We start from the raw sequence: 19,191 nt of genomic DNA on the forward strand, positions 1-19,191 counted from the left end.
AAAAAACACTATAATATCAATAATTCCAATTAAAAAAAATAAAATTATACTGACATGATGAGTCATTTTTTCATAAGATGAAATAATATCATACGATATGCTTCCTACTATGCCACCAGAAGAAAAATAAAAAAAATTATCGATTGTTATATGAGCTAATCCACAACACGCGAATAATAATATCAATATACCTATTAATTTAAATATAAAAATAAAAACAGTAATACGCATACCCTGCACACAAATCTTCCAAAGATAAAAGAACAGAAATAACGGAATTATATAAACTGGAATACCAAAAATAAAAAATAAGAAATCAGAAATTTTCGCTCCTAACATACCTCCAACATTATGAATAGATCCATCCCAAATAGTCTGTAGCCAGCCAGGATCTGCAGGATTAAAACTAATTAAAGAGATAATTAAATATAATAAAGTTATACTTACACCAATCAATATAACATTAATCACTGAAGATATCTCTTGCTTAAATATTGATAATCATTTTTTATGTAATAATCGTTTTATTTATATCAAGTATTGCATTTATATTTGAATAATAATAATACTGTTAATTCATATAAATAATTACACACAATATCATTGTGTCATAGATTCAATATACATGCTATGTATATACTCTAATTTATAAAAATTATAAACAAATAATGTTTTAAATATATTACTTCAACACATATATCTTTAACAAAAATCAAAATCCTAATAAAATTAAAAAATACTTTTAATTTTGTATAAAACGCTTGATGCATATCACAAACATATCTCGCGAATACATACAATTTTTTGTATGAGTTAGTATTAATTACAGTAATTTTATTATATAATAACAAATTTGTAGTTTTGACTGAGATCCTTATTTTCAACTACATAGGAATTATGTATCCAATCCAACATTGATATCGTTAAAAATATATTTCTATGCATAGAAATAACATATAAAAATATAATTTATAAGAATAATCTAAACTAAGTAATAATTTATTTTAAATTACAATATTGCATCTGTTTTCTATTAATATTACATACCAAAAAATATAATGCTTACTACAATATACTTAATCAGCATATAAGGAGATACAATTATTATGATGATAAAAAAATATTGCAAACTACTCATATTAGGAGCAGGACCCGCCGGATATACCGCAGCTATTTATGCTGCACGAGCTAATTTAAATCCTGTATTAGTCACTGGATTAGAAATAGGAGGTCAATTAAATACTACTACAGATATAGAGAATTGGCCTGGAGATCCAAAAAATCTTACTGGACCTACATTAATGAATCGTATGAATACGCACGCTGTTTCTTTACACACAGAAATTATCTCTGATCACATATTTAAAGTAAATTTTAAACAATACCCTTTTTGTTTATATGGTAATACACATGAATATACATGTCACGCTTTAATCATAAGTACAGGAGGATATGCTCGCAGTCTTGGTATACCTTCTGAAGAAAAATATAAAGGAAAGGGAGTATCTTCGTGTGCTACTTGTGATGGATTTTTTTTTAATAAACAAATTGTTGCAGTTATTGGAGGCGGTAATACAGCGATAGAAGAAAGTTTATATTTATCTAATATTGCTTCTAAGGTTCATTTGATTCACCGTCGTTCTACATTTAGCGCAGAAAAAATATTAATTAATAGACTTATGAATAAAGTACACAGCGGTAATGTTGTTTTGCATACTAATCATATCGTTAAAGAAATATTAGGTAATGGTACAGATGTTACCGGTTTATGTATGACAGACCTAAAACAACACAAGGAACACATAATAAATCTTCAAGGTATATTTATTGCCATTGGATATAATCCAAACACTTCTATATTTAATGATCAACTTGTATTAAACAATGGATACATTTGTGTGCATTCCGGTATGAATGGCAACGCAACTGCCACCTCTATTCCAGGTATATTTGCAGCAGGAGACGTTATGGATCACAGCTATCGTCAAGCAATTACTGCAGCTGGATCAGGTTGTATGGCTGCAATAGACGCTGAACGTTATTTATCTACTATTATGTATTAATACAACAAAAAATAAAACAAAATTCAAATAAAACTATCTATTAATTTTTAAATAAAATATATAATTATTCGTACTTACAAAATCTAAAAATAAAAATTAATATTTAACAAGTAAAAACTAATGTTTAATGCTATTCAGCATGTTAGCAACAACGTTGAATAAACATATGAAGTTAACTACACAAAATATATAGTGAACATACTACAATCTGAATACATAAAATACAAAACAAAAATAGGATTTGTCCCGAAGTAGTAGTATATATGTCTAAAGTAAATAAAAAAGTAACCAAATTCTAACAATATAGATCCCATTATAGTCCATTATTATAGTTATAATTTAGTGATTGTATTCAACAAAAAATAAACTTTTATAATAAATTTATTAAAATTGGGAATTTTAAATTATCATACGAATCAAATCAACACTTGATTAGCTTCTAATCTTGTGAGAGAATTCCGAATCGTTTATTTAATTTTTAGAGATCATAATGACAAAAGAAGATAGTTTCGAAATGCACGGTACAGTATTGGATACCTTGCCTAATACGATGTTTCGTGTAAAATTAGAAAACGGACACGTCATTGTAGCACATATTTCTGGAAAAATAAGAAAAAACTACATTAGAATATTAACGGGAGACAAAGTCACTGTTGAACTGACACCATATGATTTAAGTAAAGGAAGGATTATTTTCCGTAGCCGATAACAATAAAAATCTAATTTAAACTTTTATATATATGCACCGTTAAATCCACTGTGAACACAAGTCTATCTATTAAGTTTATTTCAAGAAATCATGGTAAATTCATGCATACTCGTTGCATCAATCACATTAATATAAATAAAGATTTTTTATCTTTTTTATAACTCCATACCTAATTTAATCCACCAGGTACGTCCTGGTTCATAAATCAGAGTACCAGAAGGATATCCAAGCCGTTTATGAACACATGAATTCAGATATTCTCTATAACTATGATTTAGCAAATTATCTACACCAATGCTAAATTTATAAAATTGAGAACTTTTCCATGCAAAATTCATAGATAATATTCCAAATCCTGAAGTATTACAATTTACATCTGTATGAGGCAACATATTTCTAGAAACAAAAGACCCTGGTGACATCAACGAATCATTAATAGATTGCGCCAATGCCAATCTCCACTTAGCAGTTATACTATAACTTCCTCGTATCCATTGACATGTAATCTTACCCTCCAATGGAGGAGTTCTAAATAAAGTGCAACCATCATCAATATTCATGCCCCAAACCCATGAGATATTAGTCGCAGTGTGCCAATGCTCATTAAATTGATAATTTAATCCTACTTCAGTTCCGCATATTTTAGCATGAATGTTCTCCGCGTAACTAATAGCATCTTGTATAGCATCATCGTTGCGATAATCGCATACAATAAAATCTTTAACATATCCAGCATAAGATGATATCCATCCATTTATTTGTAGATGTTGAAAAGACGCTCCGATATCTACCTGAACAGTTTTTTCAGGTTTTAATTTTAAAATATCATCTATATTAATATTTTCACCGAATTTAGTATAAAATAACTCCCAATAATCAGGCAAACGAAAACTTGTTCCTACACCAATATAATATGACAACAACGGATTGATATTATTCTCGTAGCGTATAAAACCAGCGGGATATACTATACCATGTCGTTTATATTTAGAAGAATTATTAAAATTAATCACACTGTATTCCAGTCGTGTCCCTCCAGTAAATCTTCTGTTTGACAATGAATCAAAGATCAATTCGGTAAATATGCCAGTGTCTCGAGAAACAATATCCGTTTTCCAATTAGAATTAGATTTCATATGTTCTCTATGTGTATTAATTTGAACATCTGCTCCACTATGACATTTGATATTGTCCCACTGAGATACAGTAATACCTCGTGCACCCCATATTAATCGATCAACATTATTATTAATATTACCACTAAACCCACAACATTTTTCAGTAGATAGTTCTGTATTATGAGACACAGTATCAGCCATAATATGGTTTACATAATTATGCCAAGCTTGTAATTCAATTTTATCTAATGTTTTGCTGATATCTAAAGTTTCTATTTTCATTCCATAACTTTCTCTAGCAAAACATAATCCATCCATAGATCGAGCAGCATAATTTGCAGTACCATTTCCCTGTCCTAGGCTGACTTCTAAATATGTATCTGCACTCAAATTAAATGACAAAATCGCATCAGCGTTCCATTTATACCACGCAGAATGTACCTGGTCTTTATTGCCATCATGATAATCGTCTGAACGAGAAACATTGCCTATTAATCTAATATAGCCATATTTACTCCCCATAATACTATCTATATTTTTATCTATTTTATTATTTGCACCGATTGTTACATTGCTACGTAATTGAATTTTTGATTTATCAAATTGAGGATGATATCGTTCAAATTGCAACGTACCTGCAGATGTTACAGGACCCCATAGTACTGTTTGAGGGCCTTTAATGATATTTAAAATATCAAAAGTCTCTGGAAAAATATAAGCACTAACAGGATCCATATGAGAAAAACAAGCACCAAGTATTTCTCCATTATCCATTAAAATACGTATTCGAGATCCAAACATTCCCCTAAACACTGGTTCGTTATTCACTCCTCCATTACGAATAGCAGAAAATCCAGTAATACCTTTTAAATAATCAGAAACATCAATTACATACAACGACTGCAAAGATTTTGCAGGAGAATCACTAAAAATCAATGGGGAATTTTTTGGCGAAATAACAGTTATGACGTCATCATGCATTTTTCCTTGGAATAATATAGGTAGTGTTTGTATGTCACTAAATATTGATTTCGAAATATCTTTGGGTCTACTACTAACAGATACATCATTTGAATTAGCTTGAGAATTATTAACAGTAAATATGATTAACATAAAACATATTAAAAATGATATCATATGAATTAATATTTCATTATTATAAAAAAATTTATCATGTACCATATGTATACTCATAACTGTTACATTCTTTTCAAGATACTAATATCATTATTACAATATATATTAAAAACTTAATTTCTTCTAATATAAAATCAGATAAATAGATAATATTAACAATCTCGATTAAAACCAAACGTTTCTGACTAAAAACCTAATCTTGAAATTATTTACAAATATCATAATACTTAAAAAAAATTGTAATCTATATAACATTGAATTTACAATATTATTACTAACACTGAAAAAGTCAAAGGAGTTGCTATTCTATATCTTCACCTGAATTTTAGTTAACACGTCTTATTTGATTTATCAAAAGAATCAACTTATCAAAACGATATCGATTTGATCAGTACACCTACTAATATGCTAGATTTTTACAAAATGTTGTTATACTATCAAAAAATAAATTGTAAACGCCATAATCTAAATAACACAGATTATAATCATGTTAATGTATTTTTATAATGAAATACTTCTTATAGCATCTATATATATTTTAATTAAAAAAATATATTATCTGAACCTTATGTAAAAAGCTAACGTAAATGTTAATTTACCCATGTACAGTTCATATAGAGTAATTAAATGAAATATGTCATTCAATCGACTATAATATTTGACACTACAGAATATACTCTGACATTATTAACTGATTCCAACACATCAGTAAAATTATCTAATTCTGCCGGACGAGTATTAGAAGAGCTTATTAAACGACACAATATTGATATTTGTGCACCAGTCACTCGAGAGCACTTGTTTTCAATCGTTTGGAGAGCTTATGGACTGGAACCATCTAACGGCAACTTAAATCAACAAATTAGTTTAATACGAAAAACTTTAACGTCTTTTGGATTAGATTCCTCGTCCATTATAACTATTCCTAAACGAGGGCTAAAGCTAAACAATCAATTGATTGTAGAAAAAATACACGAAGATCAACCATGCGTATCTTCCCTTCTACATAAAACCACAGATCAAAACAATAATTTACTATCATCTTCTATCTTACTAAATATCAAAGCTCATATAAAATATATGATTACTCTGACGATAATGGCCGTAATATTACTCAGCATTGGTTTTGTGTTTTTATACACTAAAAAAGATCATATTAAACTATATTGTTGCAAAGAAATAAACTCATGTAATATTTGCGCTTTCCATTCAGAATTAGGATTTGAATGTAATGACTGCATTATGCAGTGCACCGAAATTACATAGCACCATCAAATAAATAATAATGTAATTCATATTATCTTGCCTTTTAACTCTAAAATTTTAATTGTTATACAACATGCACGTAATAACAGTGTGTGCTTTCAATAAATTACATGGATTGTACACGTTATTCACTAATAATTACTAAAAACATATAAAAAATAAAATGCATTCATTTATATATTCTTCCAATCAAAAAGCACTTCTTCGATTAAGCACCCATTTATAAATTTGTTAAATAAACCAATTAAATTCAACGCACTTCCCTTTTGTTAAAATTCAACAATCATTATAGTTGATGTCTATCAACTATTTATTAAAAAATAATATTATTTTTTTCTAAAGCATTATCGTATTGTCTGTAATTCTTATATTTTTACTAAAAATAACCACATTATAAAATAAATAGCATAAAAATTAAAAAATTATTAAGAGAGCTCCCCAGAATAGAGAGCTCTCTAACAAAATATAAATCAATCATACATATCTAAATCATTAAAATAAATTGACATTTGTATCTACTCAACAATAATGAAATGTATATCACTGTATATAAATACATACGTTATCTATCAAATAGATAGACACAAGTTATTCTATTATTCTATGCGTGAAATAAAGTTTTTTTAATTAAATAATGAGAACAAGAAAACATTATTATATTTTTAATATCGTTATAGCTAATTTAACTGAGTCAGAACAACTGTTTATTATCATTCAAAAGTTATCAATATCCTGTATTGATTTATTTCAATAACAACCGAAACTAAATATACCATTTACTTATTTAAAGTACATAAAATGAACCTGCTATAAACAAATTATACTAATAATATGTTCCACCAAATCACAATAGCTATAACGTATACCTCATAAAATTTATCAAAAATAAAATATTTTTATAAAAATAAAAAACTATTATTACAACTAATTTTGTGTAACATAAACAGAATTAACTTTAAATAAATAGCGTTGCGCTTGCTTAGATGGATGATGAGATTGTATATGTTGGTAAAATTGTTCCGGATTAAGTTTGTTTATTTTTTCAAGGGCGTAATTACGGTCAATAGAAAATGTTTTCAACAACGCACTTAAACCATTCACGTAAGCAACAATTATGGCGTATCGTCTAGTTTTTACATCAATAATTCCCTCTAATTGTTTTTGCAATATAGACAAATAAGCAGTACCAAGATCAATATTAACAGCAGCATTTTTTAATTCATGAATACTAGGTTCTCCTCTCCATCCTTTCAAACGATAAGCATCTCTTCCTGCAGTATCCGCTTTAAGCTGCATTAATCCAACAGCATTAGATTTACTAATTACAGTAGGATTATAATTAGATTCTACTTGAATAATGGCTTTCACTAAAGATGCATCTACTCCATAATTCATAGCACAATAATGAATGTAATCATTATACATAGACGGTGTAATTCGTTTAGAAAAATAAATTATCTTGTACTTTGAATTAGTATATAATGTCCATGTAGTATTTTTTTCAATATTTTTTTGAGCACAAGTTGTTAGTAACAAAATTACAACTAAATGTATTATGTATATCTTCATAATTTCATGATTTTTATGATCAAAATATGTATTTCTTCATAAAATTATTATATAAAAGTGATGCTCTCATACTTTAAAAAAGTAATTTTTCCACAATTTTAATAATTAAAATATATAAGAACATTTATTTATACATATATGCAGACATAGACACACGAATAATGATTCATGTTATATTTGTTACCGAGCGAATAATTATACTTAAAGTTTATACTAAAAATATTAAAAAATTGACTGTTCTGTATAGAACAGAACATTTATTTCTTTAACAAATAAGGATAACATAGGTTTTATACGTTTTTTACTAAAATTAAATAGTAATTACTTAAATGAATTTAAACAAAAAATTATTAAAATAAAAACTCAAAATTAAATATTTATAATTATAATACACAACATTAAAACTTACTTTTTACCATCTATGTATTACATACATAGATAAAATCACGTACATAGATAATTATTTATTGAAGCGCTTAGAGAATTGAATAAATGCCAACAATGTTTCATTGCTAACATGATGCTCGATACCTTCTGCATCTCTTTGAGCAATTTTTTTATTGATGCCTAAATCTATTAAAAAAGTTTTTACAATTTTGTGTCGTATATGATTTTCATAAGCCAATTGCCTTCCTTGTTTTGTCAACGACACCCCACAATAACGTTTATGCTTAATTAATGAAGAGGCTATCAACTTTTTTAACATTTTTGCTACTGTTGGTTGCGTTACTCCAAGTCTTAATGCTAAATCTACTTGACGTGCTTCCCCGCGTTCTTGAATTAAATCTGCAATTAATTCAATATAATCATCAATAAGCTCACGTCGATGTGCTGCTCTAACCTGGATAAATCCTTGTAAATTATTTGTTTTTTTTTTAAAACACGCTAAATTACTGGACAACACTTCTTCATTTTTAGTCATAATAAAATCTCATGTTACATTATAAATAATAATACTTTTTTGTCGATTTGCATAAGTAGATATTGTATTTATTAAATAATAAGCGTTATATACTTGTCTACAAGTGTGAATATAAAGTTCACAATCTACATGCTATACTTCATATTAGTAAATACGATATATCAAATAATTTATGTATGTTAAATAAAAATAATAAACACTACATATACATATATAACATAGAAACAAATTAAATATTTGACTATCGCGCTGATCTCTTAAATAGAAAGAACAATTATCTAAATATTAGATAATTTTTTTAATATATCTTTTAATAATTAATTACATAAAAAATCATCTTGATCTATCGTAATTTATCCATACATACTAATATGTAATAATAGTAATCAACGTATGTTTGATAGAATAAATAATTAATTGACAAAATATTTAGCAAAATATGATATTTATATATCAAATTGCCTTAAGTGATGATAATATTATTTGATACACTATATCATTATATTTATAGATCAAATAAATATCTTTTAATTCCATTCTTCATATGAGTTATAAATATTTAATTTTTTTAAAATGTATATTGTGGAAATTAAAAAATAAATCGTATAAATTATTTTATATACTATTATTATCCGCATACATTTATGTAAATAAATACTTAAAATACAAAACTTCTATATTAGATACTATATGAATCATTTTATATTTTATTTTATTATAAATAATGTCATTTAATCACATAAAAAAAGTAATTGTTGGAATGTCTGGTGGTGTAGATTCTTCTGTATCTGCATGGTTGCTACAACAACAAGGATATAAAGTAGAAGGATTATTTATGAAAAATTGGGAAGATGACGACAGCACAGAACAGTGCGCATCAGCATCTGACTTATCGGATACTCATTCTGTTTGCGATAATTTGGGCATATATCTACATACCATAAATTTTTCTAAAGAATATTGGGAAAATGTATTTCAAGTATTTTTGCAAGAATATAGCGTGGGTCGAACTCCCAATCCTGATATACTTTGTAACAAAGAAATTAAATTTAAGTATTTTTTAGAATTTGCATTGCAAGATCTAGACGCGGATCTTATTGCAACCGGACATTATGTACGCCGTGTTGATATGAATAAAAAAACTTATCTGATACGTGGTGTAGACCGAAATAAAGATCAAAGTTATTTTTTGTATACACTAAGCTATAAACAACTTAAACAATGTTTATTCCCTGTAGGAACATTAAATAAATTCCAAGTTAGAAATATTGCTAAAAAATTAAACTTAATTACAGCAAACAAAAAAGACTCAACTGGTATCTGTTTTATTGGTAAACGTAAATTTAAAGACTTTATTAGTAAATATATACCAATACGACCAGGAGTTATAATCGATATAAATGGAAATACAATCGGCGCCCACCAAGGAGTATCATTTTATACCTTAGGGCAAAGAAAAGGCCTAAAAATAGGTGGAGTGAAACAAGGAAATGGACAACCATGGTACGTAATAGATAAAGATACATCAAATAATACATTAATTGCAGCGCAAGGACGTAATCATCCGCGTCTCATGTCTATCGCGTTCATTACTGAACAAACCCAATGGGTAAAACGAGACGCACTTACATCCCCTTTACATTGCACAGTTAAAACCAGATATAGACATCCCGATATTCAATGTCAAATATATCCTCTTTTAAACAACAATCTTAAAGTTATTTTAAAAATTCCGGTTTTAGCAATTACACCAGGACAATCAGCAGTATTTTATTTAAAAGAACGTTGTTTGGGGGGAGGGATTATTACAAAAATATACCATTGTTAGATTCTTAAACATTAAGAAATTGTCTTAACAATTATCAAAAATATCAATTGTTAAAATCAAATATAACTAATAGTTATTGCATATAATTTACATTTCCATTATAAATAAATAAATGTTATAGTTTCATGAGCTTAGTTAGAATCAAAATCACCTAAATAAATATCAATAAATCAATTATATGAATATTCTACAAAATCATGTCTATCATTGTGATGAATTATCATTGATTATCATCATCCTATATGTTTTTAAACATTAACGCTAATATCATATAATCACCTATATTTATGAAATAAAACTTTCTTAAAAAAATATAAAAATATTCAATAAGATACACATATTTTATCTTGGATAAACTTGTAATTTTTAAATATCATATAAAATATGAGCATCTAGTTAATTATGAAGAGGAAAAAGTGATAACATTATCGCCCTTAACTGTAATATCTCCTATTGATGGCCGTTACTACAAACAAACTGATTCTTTACGTAATATTTTTAGTGAATTTAGTTTTCTGAAATTTCGTGTACAAATAGAGATTTATTGGTTGAAAAAACTAGCTAACACAATTGCTATTACGGAAATACCACCTTTTACACAAATCGAATCTGATTTTTTAAATAAACTGACAATCAACTTTAATATTAAAGACGCAGAACGTATTAAAGAAATAGAAAAAATTACCAATCATGATCTCAAAGCAATAGAATATTTTTTAAAAGAAAAAATAAACATATTACCTAATTTAAAAAAAATCAGTGAATTTATTCATTTTGCTTGTACTTCAGACGATATTAACAATCTTGCGTATGGATTGATGCTGACTAACACTAAAAAAACTGTTTTTTTGCCCATTTGGAAACAAATTATTAATGAAATAAAAAAAATGAGTATTAATTATAAAGATATTCCTGTGTTATCTAGAACCCATGGACAACCCGCTACCCCTTCTACTATCGGAAAGGAAATGGCTAATATTGCATACCGTTTGATACGTCAATATCATCAATTAAAATCAATTAAGATTTTAGGTAAAATGAATGGTGCCGTAGGAAACTATAATGCTCACGTAATAGCATATCCAGAAATAAATTGGCGCAAATTCAGTGAAGAGTTTGTTATATCTTTAGGCATGAAATGGAACCCTTATACAACACAAATAGAACCACACGATTATATTGCCGAACTATCCGACTGCATTGCACGATTTAATACCATATTAATAAATTTTAATAGAGATATATGGGGATATATTGCTCTTAATTATTTTAAACAAAATCATAGCAATACTACAATCGGATCTTCTACTATGCCATATAAAGTAAATCCTATAAACTTTGAAAATTCTGAAGGAAATTTAGGGTTAGCAAACGCCATGTTTAACCATTTTTCCGCTAAACTTCCAATATCGCGTTGGCAACGTGATTTAAGCGATTCTACTGTTTTAAGAAATCTAGGTATGGCCATGGGATATGCCTTAATTGCCTACCATAGCATATTAAAAGGTATAAAAACACTGACAGTTAATAAAGAACATGTATTAACCGAGTTAAATAAAAACTGGATAGTGTTAAGCGAAGCTATTCAAACAGTAATGCGACGACACAATATTCATGAATCTTATGAATGCACAAAACAATTCATCAATAATACAGAAATTAATCCTGAAAAAATAAAAATTTTTATTGAATCACTGCCATTACCAGCAACAGAAAAAATACGATTACAAAAAATCACACCACTTGATTACATAGGATTGGCGGCAGTCATGGCAAATGATATCACTGATATAATATAATAATAAAACTATAAATAAATTTCTATAAAGCACATGAAATGGACCGAACGATTCACGTTATATTGTATTTATAATACATAACAATCACATTCATTTTGAAACTATAACATAGTATATCATCTCATTATATTTGTATTAATTTGATATTTTATTAAAAAATCCGATTATGTGATTTAACCAATTTATCTACTCAAAGCACCATTATAATACTCTAATAAAAATCATAATCATGCTATTTTAAGATTTTAGATAAATTAACCTGCCTTATTTTTGACGCTGCATACCAACTAGTTAATGAACCTAGTAATAATGTTGTGCTTAATACCAACAATATGTCCCATTCGTTTAGCTTAACGGGTAAAAAATTAATAAAATAAGTTCCTTCTGATAAAATTTTACTTTCCAATAAATCATTACATATCGTAATTAAACTCGTTAAATTAAAAGCTATAAAAATACCCAGTCCAGTTCCTATAATACTAGAAATTATATAAATAATTAACCCATACCAAAAAAATATATATTGAATTAAAATATTTTTAGCCCCCAATGCACGAATTATCGCAATATCATAATTTTTGTCTTTTATGGATAAAATCAATGCAGCAACTACATTAAAACAAGAAATACCTATAATTAATATCATTGATAAATATATAATTATGCGAACCATTTGAATATCTTGATAAATATACCCATAAGTATCCATCCAACTTCGCGCAAAAACCTGATGATTAAACATTCTTTGAATTTTATATAGTGTTTTATTAACAGAAAAAATATTGTTAACCTTAATAGCTATTCCTGAAACATCTGACGTTTCATCATAATAATGTTGCGCGTCTGATAAAGACATTATAGCAATATTGCAGTCTAATTGACTATTTAAATTTAATATTCCAGCTACTTGTAAACGAATTTTTTTGGATGACAATAATTTATTGTTCGAACGAAAATCATGAGCAGTCAAAACGGTAATCCAATCACCCACTTTAATTCCTAAATCTTCTGATATGCCTTTCCCTAAAATAATTTTTTCTACATTTTCGCAAAAATATTTCCAAGAATCTTTTTCTATAAAATTCATTAATGCGTTTTCATTTATTTTTTCCTTTAAATCTACACTTCTGACATAAACTACATGCCATTTATTATTATATTCAACAACGCCATAAAAATTAATATAAGGATTCACATAACTAATATCTGGTATTTTACGAATACACTCTAAAACTGTTTGCCAATTAATGAATGGCGCTCTTATTGGTTCAATTTCTCCATGCGGAATAACTGATAAAATACGATTACTTAATTCATATTTAAAACCATTCATTGTGCTTAATGCAATTATAGATATAGATATGCCTATAGTAATACCAATAACAGAAATCAAAGACATTAAGGACATTAAAATATTACTACTCGAACCTCGATGAAATTTTAATGCAATTTTCAAAGACAACATCATTTATAAACAATTACCTAAACGAATCATTCTGACTCAATTTTATTTTACCATTAGATATCATTAATATTTTATGGCATTTTTTAGCAAAATCTAAATCATGCGTTGCTATTAAAAAAGTTGTGCCATAATATGTATTTAACTTTTTTAATAATTGAAAAATACTATCTGAATTCTTTTGATCTAAATTACCAGTTGGTTCATCAGCTAATATTAAAGATGGATTATTTACTATAGCCCGAGCTACAGTAACTCGTTGACTTTCTCCTCCAGATAATTCGTGCGGAAAAGAATTAATATGATTTTTTAATCCAACTAACTCTAATACACATTGCGCTCTACTTTTTGCTTGATTAAACGCAATACCTCCAATCAACAAAGGCATTGCTACATTCTCTAAAACATCAAAATCTGACAATAAATGATGAAATTGATAAACAAACCCTAACCGTTTATTGCGTATCACAGAACGTTCATTGTCAGTTAACTTATGTAGCGCATGACCCTCAAAAAATATCTCTCCTTCAGTTGGCTTATCTAATCCTCCAAGCAAATGCAACAATGTACTTTTACCAGATCCAGATGCGCCTACCACAGCAATCATTTCGTTAGATTGTATACTTAGAGTAATGCAATTCAACACTTTAATTAAGAAATTAGCACGTTGATAATATTTTGTTAACTGAATACATTGCAACAATGGAATATTAGCCATAACGTAAAATTTTTGCAGGATGAAAGGAAGCTGCTCGCCACGATGGGTAGAATGTAGCCAATAAAATCATAATAAACGTCATGAATATGATACTTAATATTTGAGAATATTTTATTTCTATAGGTAAAAATATAGTATCTGGAAATATTTTTAAAAATAATAATATTTTATTTAACTTATGAGATAACAATACTCCCAATATCGTTCCCAATATAATACCAAAAAAACCATTAGTAACTCCTTGAACCATAAAAAGTAAAATAATCTGTCGGCGAGTGAAACCATATGTTTTGAGTATTGCAATTTCTATTTGTTTTTCCAATATTAATAATACTAAAAAAGAAACAATGTTAAAACCTGCTGCTATTATAATTAAACCTAACAACAAAGACATTATATTTTTTTCTATTTTCATCGCTTGAAATAAAGACCCTTTGTATTCTCTCCAATCCTTCCAAATCCAATCTGTATGTAATCGCAATTGTTGAGTATAGTTGCTGAGCAAAAATGGTTCATGTAACCATAAACGCCACCCAGTAACGCATTGTAATGGATAATGCATTAACGCAGCAGCATCTGATTGATGAACCAATACTTGATAAGAATCAACTTCACTGTTAGTAATAAAAATATCTAATACCGTAAACAATCGTTGGCTGGGGATATAGCCAATAGGAGTGATCTGCATAACAGAAGGAATAATCAAACGAATTTGATCATTTATATGTGCTTCAAGTTTTTTTGCTAATTCTGAACCAAGAATTATATAATATTTTCCTAAAACCAATTGATTTTCATGTTTATTTACCAAATAATCACACAACGGTTCAAAACAATCTGGATTGATCCCTAACATTACTCCAAACGAAATTTTATTGGAACTTTGTAATATTACATCGGATATGACCAATGGTTCCTCGTGTGTTATATTATGTAGTTGATCTAATACTAAATTTGGTTTATCTCTAACATGTACGTATCCTTTGGAGGTAGTGAGTAACGCATGAGGTATGAAATTAAGAAGATTTTGTTTTAACTCACGCTCAAAACCGTTCATGACTGATAACACAGTTATCGTAGACATCACACCTATCATAATAGCAAAACTAGAAAACCAATAAATATATCGACCAAATTGATCTATCGATTTTCCTGAAATATAACGTAGCGCAATAAACAATATAGTTGATCGATGCATCAATATTTGTTTAAGTTACCTCATAAATATAAAAAAATAATACACAATCATATATTTTATATTATATGAAATATATAATTATATGCACATATGCATACGAATACAAAATTTATTGAAATAATAAATATAATTATTTTAATTAAATCTTAATAACTGAATTATTTCTCAATATGATATTTATCAGTCTCTTAAAAGAGTTGTTAAATTACCAACATCTCAATATTATTAGAACTGTTTATACCCTATACAGAACTATTAACAACACGTAAAATCTCACCGGTTTTAACGGATATTAATTGCAATTCTAAACTTGGTTTAGATGCATCTCCATAAGCAATGCCATACAAAATATAATTCGCTTTTAAATAATTTGCAATTTTCATAGAAAAACTATAAGAATTTCTATTATCTTCTGGCAACATACCTAATTCCCTATACACAGAATACAGCACTCCCATATCGATAACATTATATTTTCTGGTATTCTCTACAATATAATTAATCAAAATATTCGTAATTTTGCTGGCCTGCAAAATACCATCAGTTTTATTCTTTACCATATTTACTAATAATACGCTATCACGTTCAATATTATCAAAAAAAAATACACTCTGCAGCATTCTTAATAAAACCGGTTGCCAATTAATTAAATTAATTTTTTGTGGTATTAATAAAGTAGGTTCTGTCGTCAAAATAGGCACATTATTGCCACACCAACCAATATGATCTAAAAAAATCATACTAAGAAATAGATACACTATTTTTTTATTTACAATCATAATATATACAATTCTATTGTCGACAATAAAATTTAATATTACTTTTTTTAAATTTTTTATTTAATTATATGCATTTGATATAAAAAGCACCACACTTCATTATCTATGTATCCTGTATATATATATGCACACTATTTTATTGAAATAAACACACAATTAATTTAAAAATTCATTTTTAATTAAACTATGTTACTTCTGTAACAAAGGACCCAAAGGCTTTCCGCCCAATAAATGCATATGAAGATGATAAATTTCTTGGCCAGAATGATCATTACAATTAACTATTAAACGATAACCTGAAGAATGTATATTCTTTTGTTCAGCAATTTTTGCGGCTACTATAAATAATCTACCTAATATTATTTCATCATGAGTTTTAGCATGATTAACGGTAGGAATCAAAATATTAGGAACAATTAATACATGAACAGGCGCCTGAGGCTTTAAATCATAAAATGCAGTAACTAACTCATCCTGATATAATATATCGGTTTTGACTTTTTTGTGAATAATATTCATAAAAATATTGTCTTTTTTCATAACTTATTCTATTCCTAAAAATCATATGAATTCTACAATAATTTTTTTTAAATACATCAAACAACATTATACTCTTAAAATAACAAATACAGATACTACATTATTTAAAAATACTATCCCTTATATTTTGTTCTATAATTACTACATAAATGAATCTCACATTAACTGAAGCATAATCCAGCACCAGTATAATTACCATGCTCTAAAAATTAATAATAATACGAACAATAATTTACTTATACATACAAATTAATACATAATATTATTATAATTTTATTCCAAATGAAACAAGGTACGAAAATTAGATGTAGTGATAACCGCTAATTCATCTATATTTATATTTTTTATAGACGCTACATATTTGGCAATTTCATATATGTAAGCAGGTTGATTCTCTTGTCCTCTATAAGGAACTGGGGTGAGGTAAGGAGAATCAGTTTCTAACAAAATACGGTCGGAAGGTATATATTTAATTACTTCTTGCATCATATAAGATTTAGTAAATGTTATCATTCCAGAAAAAGATATATAAAAATTAAGATCTAACAATAATCTTGCAGTATCTATATCTTCACTAAAACAATGCAATATACCACCGCACTCCTCCGCTTCTTCTGATCGTAAAAGCGTGACAGTATCCTTGCAAGAATCGCGACTATGTACAATAATTGGCTTTTTTGCTGCTTTAGCAACACGAATATGTTCTCTAAATGCTTTTTTTTGCTTTTTTTTACTATCTGATTCTAATCGATGATAATAATCTAATCCAGTTTCACCGATAGCTACTACATTCCTTTTAGAAGACAAAACATACAATTTTTCGCTGTCAAAATTATTAATATTATATACATATGTAGGATGCACTCCACAAGAAAACAGAACATCACTTCTATATCCAATTAATTTTACCATATCTTCATAATCTGACATAGTAAGGCTGACCGACAAGACTAATTGAACCCCCTTTTGTTTAGCTTTGTTCAACACATCTGAAACATTTTTGTGAACATCTTGATAATTCAGTTGATTTAAATGACAATGGGAATCCACCAAAAACATAACATTATACACTCCATTAATGCAAACAAGATTCAACAATATCTTGTTGCCAATTTAATAATCGATAAGTCAATAATAATTCGCGATCAATATTAGTAAATTCTTGAAAATAACGTAACAGCACCAACCATTGTTGTAACTGACGACTTAAAGATACAATACCCCAATGAACTGTAATAACAGTAATCAAGTCTACTTGATCTAAATTTATTAAAAATCTTTTTTTTATCCCTTGCTTCCATTTTAATGCATCTACAAGTACAGTTATAAACCAATACAAATATATATCATTCTTACAAATATTTAAAAATGGCACAAGTTTTAAAAAATCCCCGTTTGCAATGACATAATTTATACATTTGCACAATTCTAATCGTTGTTTCCATAAACCTAATTTAAACATATCTTCAGCTTCTATAGGAGATCCATCACACAAACGTAATGCACACTGCGCCAACAAAATATCATTTATCTCTTCTCTATTTTTCATTAACCACTGTAATCCAATCGATTCTTTAGGAGATATAATAGGCCATCGCATACACCGACTCAACAACGTTAATGATATTCTCATATAATCTCGAGTTTTAAAAAAAAAATAAGTATTTGTTGGTGGTTCATCAAGTGTTTTTAACAATACATTAACAGCCTGATCCGTTAAACATTCCACATATTCTATATATATAATTTTTACTTTACTTTGGTATGCATATTTGTGTAGAGAATTAATACAAGCACGGATAGTATCAACACCTATAGTTTGAGTATTATTTTCAGGACTTATTTCGTAATAATCTGGATGATGTCCTACGTTCATTAATCTACAATCATAACAAATATTGCAACATTGATTTGCGTCAGGATGAGAACAAATTAACCAACGTGCAATAGCATAAATTAAAGTATTTTCACCATTGTTTCGTTTACTATTTAAAAGTAAAGCATGATGTCCTCTATCTTGTCGATAAGCATTTAATATTTGATTATAAGTACTATCTAGCCAAGGATACCATCTCATTATAGA

The 19,191-nt window shown here is 27.6% G+C and carries 15 protein-coding genes and 1 pseudogene; 5 read left to right on the top strand and 11 right to left on the bottom strand.

Going from position 1 to position 19,191, the window contains the following annotated elements; translation table 11 throughout:
- Window positions 1–12 precede the first annotated feature (12 nt).
- Window positions 13–471 (bottom strand): annotated as a pseudogene (locus BPEN_RS03410) (DNA translocase FtsK 4TM domain-containing protein); the annotation flags it as partial.
- A gap of 635 nt (window positions 472–1,106) precedes the next feature.
- On the opposite strand from BPEN_RS03410, the gene trxB reads away from it, so the two are divergent.
- A complete protein-coding gene (gene trxB, locus BPEN_RS01955) occupies window positions 1,107–2,063 on the top strand; it encodes a thioredoxin-disulfide reductase (protein ID WP_011282931.1) in 957 nt (318 codons plus the stop codon).
- A gap of 490 nt (window positions 2,064–2,553) precedes the next feature.
- Complete coding sequence (gene infA, locus BPEN_RS01960) at window positions 2,554–2,772, top strand: translation initiation factor IF-1 (RefSeq protein ID WP_011282932.1); 219 nt, start codon at window positions 2,554–2,556, stop codon at window positions 2,770–2,772.
- Window positions 2,773–2,927: 155 nt separating this feature from the next.
- On the opposite strand, the gene BPEN_RS01965 is transcribed toward infA, so the two are convergent.
- Window positions 2,928–5,003, bottom strand: a complete 2,076-nt coding sequence (locus BPEN_RS01965; protein ID WP_238374052.1) for a TonB-dependent copper receptor — start codon at window positions 5,001–5,003, stop codon at window positions 2,928–2,930.
- A 651-nt stretch (window positions 5,004–5,654) separates the two neighbouring features.
- Between BPEN_RS01965 and BPEN_RS01970 the strand changes: the two genes are divergently transcribed.
- On the top strand, window positions 5,655–6,293 hold the full coding sequence (locus BPEN_RS01970; protein ID WP_011282934.1) for a winged helix-turn-helix domain-containing protein: 639 nt from the start codon (window positions 5,655–5,657) through the stop codon (window positions 6,291–6,293).
- A gap of 924 nt (window positions 6,294–7,217) precedes the next feature.
- Here the strand turns inward: BPEN_RS01970 and BPEN_RS01975 are convergent.
- Together BPEN_RS01975 and mntR are read right to left on the bottom strand one after the other, a co-directional pair.
- Complete coding sequence (locus BPEN_RS01975; protein WP_011282935.1) at window positions 7,218–7,862, bottom strand: transglycosylase SLT domain-containing protein; 645 nt, start codon at window positions 7,860–7,862, stop codon at window positions 7,218–7,220.
- A gap of 460 nt (window positions 7,863–8,322) precedes the next feature.
- Window positions 8,323–8,784, bottom strand: coding sequence for a manganese-binding transcriptional regulator MntR (gene mntR, locus BPEN_RS01980; RefSeq protein WP_011282936.1), 462 nt, complete (start codon window positions 8,782–8,784; stop codon window positions 8,323–8,325).
- A gap of 724 nt (window positions 8,785–9,508) precedes the next feature.
- On the opposite strand from mntR, the gene mnmA reads away from it, so the two are divergent.
- Entirely contained in the window at window positions 9,509–10,612 is a 1,104-nt protein-coding gene (gene mnmA / locus BPEN_RS01985) for a tRNA 2-thiouridine(34) synthase MnmA (protein ID WP_011282937.1), read from the top strand.
- A gap of 419 nt (window positions 10,613–11,031) precedes the next feature.
- Window positions 11,032–12,411, top strand: a complete 1,380-nt coding sequence (gene purB, locus BPEN_RS01990) for an adenylosuccinate lyase (RefSeq protein WP_041567565.1) — start codon at window positions 11,032–11,034, stop codon at window positions 12,409–12,411.
- A 232-nt stretch (window positions 12,412–12,643) separates the two neighbouring features.
- Here the strand turns inward: purB and lolE are convergent, their stop codons facing one another.
- The 7 genes from lolE to BPEN_RS02025 form a co-directional block, all read right to left on the bottom strand.
- Window positions 12,644–13,876: a lipoprotein-releasing ABC transporter permease subunit LolE gene (lolE, locus tag BPEN_RS01995; protein ID WP_238374053.1), complete on the bottom strand. Its 1,233-nt coding sequence runs from the start codon at window positions 13,874–13,876 to the stop codon at window positions 12,644–12,646.
- A gap of 13 nt (window positions 13,877–13,889) precedes the next feature.
- Complete coding sequence (gene lolD, locus BPEN_RS02000; RefSeq protein ID WP_011282940.1) at window positions 13,890–14,591, bottom strand: lipoprotein-releasing ABC transporter ATP-binding protein LolD; 702 nt, start codon at window positions 14,589–14,591, stop codon at window positions 13,890–13,892.
- Window positions 14,584–15,789 (bottom strand): lipoprotein-releasing ABC transporter permease subunit LolC, encoded by a 1,206-nt coding sequence (gene lolC, locus BPEN_RS02005; protein ID WP_011282941.1) that lies wholly within the window; start codon window positions 15,787–15,789, stop codon window positions 14,584–14,586. Before lolC ends, lolD begins: the two co-directional genes overlap by 8 nt.
- 242 nt (window positions 15,790–16,031) lie before the next feature.
- Complete coding sequence (locus BPEN_RS02010) at window positions 16,032–16,529, bottom strand: penicillin-binding protein activator LpoB (RefSeq protein WP_238374054.1); 498 nt, start codon at window positions 16,527–16,529, stop codon at window positions 16,032–16,034.
- Window positions 16,530–16,757: 228 nt separating this feature from the next.
- Window positions 16,758–17,108, bottom strand: coding sequence for an HIT domain-containing protein (locus BPEN_RS02015; RefSeq protein WP_011282943.1), 351 nt, complete (start codon window positions 17,106–17,108; stop codon window positions 16,758–16,760).
- Window positions 17,109–17,381: 273 nt separating this feature from the next.
- Window positions 17,382–18,167: a YchF/TatD family DNA exonuclease gene (locus BPEN_RS02020; RefSeq protein WP_011282944.1), complete on the bottom strand. Its 786-nt coding sequence runs from the start codon at window positions 18,165–18,167 to the stop codon at window positions 17,382–17,384.
- Between the two features lie 16 nt (window positions 18,168–18,183).
- Window positions 18,184–19,185, bottom strand: a complete 1,002-nt coding sequence (locus tag BPEN_RS02025) for a DNA polymerase III subunit delta' C-terminal domain-containing protein (RefSeq protein WP_011282945.1) — start codon at window positions 19,183–19,185, stop codon at window positions 18,184–18,186.
- Between the last annotated feature and the right edge of the window lie 6 nt (window positions 19,186–19,191).

This window comes from Candidatus Blochmanniella pennsylvanica str. BPEN (assembly GCF_000011745.1).
Lineage (GTDB): Bacteria > Pseudomonadota > Gammaproteobacteria > Enterobacterales > Enterobacteriaceae > Blochmanniella > Blochmanniella pennsylvanica.